The organism is Desulfovibrio sp. 1214_IL3152 (genome assembly GCF_036763055.1).
Lineage (GTDB): Bacteria > Desulfobacterota > Desulfovibrionia > Desulfovibrionales > Desulfovibrionaceae > Desulfovibrio.
Window position 1 is genome coordinate 1 of record NZ_JBAIYW010000452.1, and the last position, 5,102, is coordinate 5,102.

The 5,102-nt window shown below is 54.5% G+C and carries 3 protein-coding genes and 1 pseudogene; 1 reads left to right on the forward strand and 3 read right to left on the reverse strand.

Translation table 11 applies throughout. From position 1 onward, the window contains the following. Window positions 1-650: hypothetical protein (locus tag V6C07_RS09505; RefSeq protein ID WP_333536192.1), on the reverse strand; the 650-nt coding region annotated here is incomplete at its 3' end. A gap of 99 nt (window positions 651-749) precedes the next feature. Continuing rightward, on the reverse strand, window positions 750-2,084 hold the full coding sequence (locus V6C07_RS09510) for an MFS transporter (RefSeq protein ID WP_333536193.1): 1,335 nt from the start codon (window positions 2,082-2,084) through the stop codon (window positions 750-752). A 459-nt stretch (window positions 2,085-2,543) separates the two neighbouring features. Between V6C07_RS09510 and V6C07_RS09515 the strand changes: the two genes are divergently transcribed. Continuing rightward, a complete protein-coding gene (locus V6C07_RS09515) occupies window positions 2,544-4,076 on the forward strand; it encodes an outer membrane homotrimeric porin (RefSeq protein ID WP_333536194.1) in 1,533 nt (510 codons plus the stop codon). A 505-nt stretch (window positions 4,077-4,581) separates the two neighbouring features. Here the strand turns inward: V6C07_RS09515 and V6C07_RS09520 are convergent. After that, window positions 4,582-5,102, reverse strand: a pseudogene (locus V6C07_RS09520) (thioredoxin); the annotation flags it as partial.

Here is a 5,102-nt window from a genome sequence, read left to right on the forward strand (position 1 = left end):
GCTGCTGCCGCGTCTGTCCGCTGGGGCCATGCCCACTGGCCGTCGTTGCCGGGGAGGGGGACCGCCAAAAAGCGGATAATGCCGCCCGCAGACGCCTGCACAAGAGCAATGGTTTTTGCCAGATCTTCTTTTGAGGGCGCGCCGCCGAAGATGCGTTCAGCGGCATCTGCTCCGCCTACGACATTCAGGATGACGTGTACGTCCTTGATGTTCAGCAGTTTTTCCAGCAGGGCGGGCTTGCGGCCGTCCACCTGCAGCCAGACCTGAAGGCCGCCTTTGGCAAGGCGGTCAACAAGGATGAGCAGGTTTTCTTCCTGGCCGTCAGGGCAGCGGGAGGGATAGATGCCCGCAATTTTACCGTGAAGCATGTCGCTTCTGGTCACGCAGCATTCCATCTCATGGCCGGAAAGCAGGTAGGCGATGATTTCGCCGGATCCCTGTTTGATGACCTTGCCGTCATCAAACAGCGGAAACTCCACACCTTCGGGATTGCGGTAAATGGCCTTGCGGTTGGCGCGATAGAAGGTGTTGAAGGTTTGCGCATCAGCTTTGAAGTCTACTGTGGCATACTCCATCCCGCGCTCTGCAAGAAAGCTTTTGACTATTTTGCAGCGGATGCATTCGGGTGCGGTGTAAAGGGTTATGCTCATGGCAATACTCCTTGGCGGTTTACCGTTAAGGGGCCGCGCGGCGCGAGCAGGCTTACGCATCTGCTCGCGCCGCGGCCTCAGGAAGGTTTATGCAGTTGTTTAGGCAATATCCTCAAGGGACTTGCCGCCCGTACGCGCCCCCCATATAGCCAGCACAATGGCGGGTACAATGCAGAGCGCACTGAATATATAGAACACGCCGTCAAAGCTGTATGCTGCATACACAACAGGAATGAGAGGTTGTGAAAAAGCTACCGCAAGGCGGCCGATGGAAGAATGAAAACCCGTGGCGGTGTTACGCAGATGCGTGGGATAGGATTCGGCCGTGTAGGAGAAAATGGTGAATCCCAGGCCCATGACAAAAGCGGTAAGCAGCGCGCCCACGCCGACGACAACCCAGTAAAGGCTGACGTTGCCGAAGATGGGGGCCAGAACGGCCATGCAGACCAGCATGATCACCAGGGGAATCTTGCGTCCGCCCATATCGGTAAAGGTGCTTGAGGCAAAAAGGCCAAGGGGAACGCCGATGGAAATAAGCGTGGTCGCCATCAGGCATTCTTCAAGAGTAAAGCCATGAGCCTTGAGCAGGGTGGCTGTCCAGTTTGTCACAACAAAGGTCGCCGGGTTGGTGCAGAGCACAAGCACAAGAATGACCAGGGTGCGCTTTATGTACTTCTGGCTGATCATGCCCAGCAATACTTCGCTGACCGGGGGTTTTTTGGTGTTGACCTTGCTGGCGGCCGCAGAAAGGTCGATGTTCATGTGGGTGAGGTCAAGCATGACCGCTTCGGCTTCCTTGATGCGCCCACGGCTTACAAGCCAGCGGGGTGATTCGTCCAGATACTTCCAGGCGATGAACAGGGCAACATAGCCAATGCCGCCCAAGTAGAAGATGTAACGCCAGGCTTCTTCATGCAAGGGAATAATGATCCGGCAGAGCATGCCGATAACGGGCACGGCGCAAAAACCTACGCCCGCCACGAGGTTTTGCCACTTTCCCCGGCTTTCTGCAGGGGCCATTTCGGCAATATATGCCTGTGAGCAGACCATGAGGCAAAAGACGCCAAATCCCGTGAGGGCGCGTGACGCAACAAAGATGTGAAAATCGTCAGTGAGTCCGTTGATAATTGAGGCTGTGGAGAAAAGGGTGATGGCGATCAGGAACGTTTTGCGTCGCCCGATCATGTCCGAGATAAAGCCCCCCATAAATCCGCCGCAGGTCATTGCCGTAAAATACCAGAAGGTAACCGTGCCGATATCCTTCATGGTCAGCCCCCAGTGCTGCATCAGGGCCGGGGCGATGAACCCGAAGTTCCAGTTGTCCATCTGTTCGCAAAAATAGGCCATCATAATAATGAAAAATACGGCTTTATGGCGACCGCAGACTTTCAGACCGTCGAAATAATTGTTGCTGATTTTTTCTTGGCCGGGCATGGATTTCCCCTTTTGGCTCTAGTCTTTAGAGCATTTAACACTTGAAATGCTTGCTTACGGCAGGCAAAAGCCTGCCTGCTCGCATTTCGTGGCAAGGATTTTCAGGAAAATCCTTGCAGAGCAGTTGACTCGTTTCATTCGTAAACTGCTCTAGCTTGAGTTTTTCAGGCTTTTCGAAAAAACATCAACGGGAGAAGGAGGTTGTGCCATTAATAGTTTGTTGGTGGTTTTTTATTGTTGTTGACGCAACGTTTTTGGAAGATTTTTTTCACATATGTTAAAAATGTAAATATTTATTGTATTTATATTGGATATTGGTTTTTATAATTTATGTGAAAAAAAGGACTTTTTGTAAAAAATGTTGCATGCGCAACAATGCCGAGTCGTATAACAGGCCATTTCTCTTGTGGAGGTAACGGGAGGTGCAGGAGGCCGCACCAATTTTCACAGGAGGAGAACATGAAAACAATGGGCAATAAGCTTGCCGGTCTGCTGCTTTGCTGCATGGCCGTATTGATTCCGATCCGCGGCCAGGCAGTTGACTTCAAGGTCAAAGGGGCTTTTGAGCTTAGCTTTGAAACATCCAACGTCACGCCGCTGGGTGTGCACGGCAACGACAGCTTTCAGGCATTGCAGCGTTTGCGCACGCAGATAGACGCTGTGGCGAGTGAAAATGTATCGGGCAGCCTGATCATCACTGTAGGCACCAACGGCCAGTACTGGGGTTCGGCCAAAGACGGAGCGGCTCTGGGCGCTGACGGCAGCAATGTTGTAGGCATACGCGCGGCATATATTGACTGGATTGTCCCCAAGACCGAAGCCAAGGTGCGCATGGGCCTGCAGCCCATGCTGCTGCCCGGTTTTGTTACGGACTGGAGCGCCGTATACGGACAGTTTTCCGCAGGGATTACGATAAACACCCCTGTGTACAAAAATGACGATTTTTCTTTGGGGGCAACCGCGTTCTGGGGCCGCCCCTACAATGATAACTCCCAAGACACGCAAAACGGCAGGCTGGACAAAAACTATCTGGATAACCTGGATGTTTTCGCGCTGGTGTTGCCGATGAAGGCCGATGGGCTTAAAATTTCTCCCTGGGGCATGTATGCCCTTATTGGTGAAAACAGCCTGCGCGGCATCAATGACTATACCGGTCAGCGCGAGCCGGCCATCTATGCCCCGCGCGGCGGGCTCATGCCTGTTCTCGGCAGCGGCATGAACTATTTTCAGACTTTTGAAAAGAATTACCGCAACGCCAACAATACCTGGGGCAACGGCTGGTGGGGCGGCATCACTGTCAACCTGAGCCAGTGGGAACCGTGGGATTTCGCTGTTGACGCCACCTACGGCTATGTGGATATGGGCGAACTGCAAAACTACAACCTGTTTGATCCGAAAGGGGCAGGCAAAACCTTTCAGCTGCGCCGCGAAGGCTGGTATGCAGCCATGCGCGTAGACTACAAACTGGATTGGGGTACACCGGGGATTCTGGCCTGGTACGGCAGCGGTGATGACGATAATCCGTACAACGGTTCGGAACGTCTGCCGGTCTTCAATTCTCCCTGGCCGGTTACGCCTTTGGGATTCGGCGGCGGCTTCTTTGACCTGGATACGTGGAAAGTGCTCGGACACAATCCCAGCGGTCTGACGGGTGTTGTGGCGAGCCTCAAGGACGTGAGCATTCTTGACGACCTCAAGCACACGCTCAAGTTTGCCTACTTCTGGGGAACCAACAGCGCCGATATGCCCAAGAACGCCAATATGACCTCTTATCCCACCAGAGCAGACGGCCCTATGGCGTATCTTACCACCACAGACCATGCCTGGGAAGCCAGCCTTTCCAACACCTACAAGATTTACGAAAATTTTCATGTGAACCTGGAAGGTTCGTATGTGAAGCTTTACCTTGATTCCGACACCTGGCATGGGGTGGAGGATTCGCAGTATGATGACAACTGGCGCGTTTCCGTCAGCTTCCGCTATACGTTCTGATTAGAGTAGTTAACGAATGAAATGAGTTAACTGCTCTGCAAGGATTTTCTTGAAAATCCTTGCCACGAAATGCGAGAAGGCAGGCTTTTGCCTGCCGTAAGCGAGCGTTTCAAGTGTTAAATGCTCTAGGAGCAAGTTTGATTGAACCTGCTTGGGCGGCTGCGTGAGCAGACGCCCGCCACGAAGGGTGCAAGCGCGGTTTATCTGTACCGGAAGCGCCCGCAGTGAGAGCCGGGAGGCTTTGCGAAGGTTATTCTCAAAGTTGTCGTGCTCCGGTTGATACACATCCTGTTCTGGGGCGGCGGAATTTCCCGCCGCCCTTTTCGTATGTGCTGCGGAGCAGCGTGATCAGGACCAGGCAGCCCCGGAGACTGTATTCACAAAAATGGTCTGATCCAAAAAGACCGTGACCGTGGCCGGGCGTACCGTGGCATAAAAATATGAGGCCCCGGCGGCAGATACCGGGGCCTCGTGGTCATGGAGGGGATAGCGAAACGGGGAATGTCTATTCGGTGGCGGCCACGCAGTGCCCGGCGCCGCTGTAGTAGCCGACGGTGCCTTCGACCTTGACGCTGGACATCGGCCCGAAGGGAGCCGCGCCAGGTACGCGGAAGTCTTTCACCGACAGGGGTTCAATGGCTTTTTCTTCCGGCGCATCCGCCTGGGGAACCCAGGAGTAGGGCAGCCGGTAGGCGCGGTAGACCCAGTTCATGGGCAGGCTGATGTGGCCTTTGTAGGGGCAGATGTATTCCCACACGATTTCATGCTCGGCGGTCACTTCAAACACGCGGCCGTCGGAACCTTCGCAGATGAGGGTGTTGCCGTTGGGCAGACGCTGGGCCGAACTGATGAAGGGGCTGTAGAAGCGATAGGCGTCCAGCGGCACAAGGAAGCCTGCTTCGTGCGGCGTATACTGCCACACGATCTTCATGGCAACGGGGTCTATTTCAAGCACACGGGAGTAGTCGCGCTGGGCAGCCTTGACGCCGCGGGGCGCTCCGGGGTTGGGGCTGCCGTAACCGCCCC

Excerpts from the sequence above, each read along its gene's own strand:
- V6C07_RS09510 (WP_333536193.1), bottom strand. The coding sequence starts at position 2,084 with ATGCCCGGCCAAGAAAAAATCAGCAACAATTATTTCGACGGTCTGAAA.
- V6C07_RS09515 (WP_333536194.1), top strand. The coding sequence starts at position 2,544 with ATGAAAACAATGGGCAATAAGCTTGCCGGTCTGCTGCTTTGCTGCATG.